Source organism: Parendozoicomonas verongulae, assembly GCF_009711465.1.
Taxonomy (GTDB): domain Bacteria; phylum Pseudomonadota; class Gammaproteobacteria; order Pseudomonadales; family Endozoicomonadaceae; genus Sansalvadorimonas; species Sansalvadorimonas verongulae.
The window spans coordinates 1-1,083 of record NZ_SMME01000501.1 but is presented as its reverse complement, the minus strand read 5'-3'; the positions used below and the strand labels follow the sequence as shown (position 1 = coordinate 1,083).

General features: G+C 47.6%; 1 protein-coding gene. It reads right to left on the bottom strand.

Features of this window, described 5'->3' with window-relative positions:
- Positions 1-1,026 (bottom strand): M60 family metallopeptidase (locus tag E1189_RS01200; RefSeq protein WP_230459923.1); only part of this gene is annotated, 1,026 nt, incomplete at its 3' end.
- Positions 1,027-1,083 lie beyond the last annotated feature (57 nt).

The following is a 1,083-nucleotide window of genomic DNA, read 5'->3' as shown; positions in this document are numbered from 1 at the left end:
CGATAAATGATTCACGAGCTCTATCATGAAGGCTTCTTTCCAATTCTCCATGACTCTTGAGTTTTCTGCCCAGATACGGGAGTCATAACCATGATAAAAAAACTCAATAATGTATGCCAAAAGCCACACGAGTGAGGGCATAGTGCCACTGAAAGTGGTATCACTTAAAATCGTAAGGCCTGCTATTTCAAATCTACGCCCTAAAAACCAATGCCCTCTACGATATTGATCGCCATAAACTATCAGGTCTGCAAATGCCTCAGTCGCTCCAGGTGGTTCAAAGTAAAAATGAACGGGTTCCAAACTGTGACCGACCTCATGAAAGAGCATGCCAGAAGCCATGGCGTCACTTGAATCCAGCCACCGGAATGGGTTTTTGAAAGCAAGCCAATACAGTACGAATCCGTATTGATGCGATACAGCTAAAAAGTTGTGCAGTTGTTGAACATCTATTGTGAAGTGGTAAAGGTTATCCGGGGCTCTGTCGCGCTCATCTTCAGCATTGTCACTGAGGCCTGTCAGTGCATGGGCTTCTTGAATCACCTGGTCATAAAAGGTTATAACTGGCGTTGGATCTTCAAGGTCTCGCACCATGGCGGAGGGTAGAGTCAGAACGGAGTATTTCCCTTCAAACTCTGCCCAGGGCGCAGGGTAGTCACGAATGTACGCACGCCATTGTTCGGGTGTATCTCTGCCCAACTTGAACCAAGGCGCCCTGACAGCCCCTGAGATGGTAATATCAAAAGAATCCGACCCGTTTTCATCCGACTCTATGTAAATCAGCCCGGAAGCTCTGTCACGATCTTGTTGCACACCTTCTCTTAGCTGAAAGCTATCAGTGGCACGTCCAACTCTCTTGAGTTTCTCGGGGGCATGTTCTGTAAAAATTATGGTATGCGCCCCGATTCTCACTCTTGGCCGTTTACCCCACGGATCATAAGACACGGATTTCTGTTCAATGGTGATGGGTTCTCCCGGCACCCGATAAAGCCCTGTGCTTATCTGATGCCGTGGTGAGAATCTCATCCGTAAAGGGGACAAATCCCTTGATTTCAGCTGAAAAGAGAAGGTCTCCGTCACCCG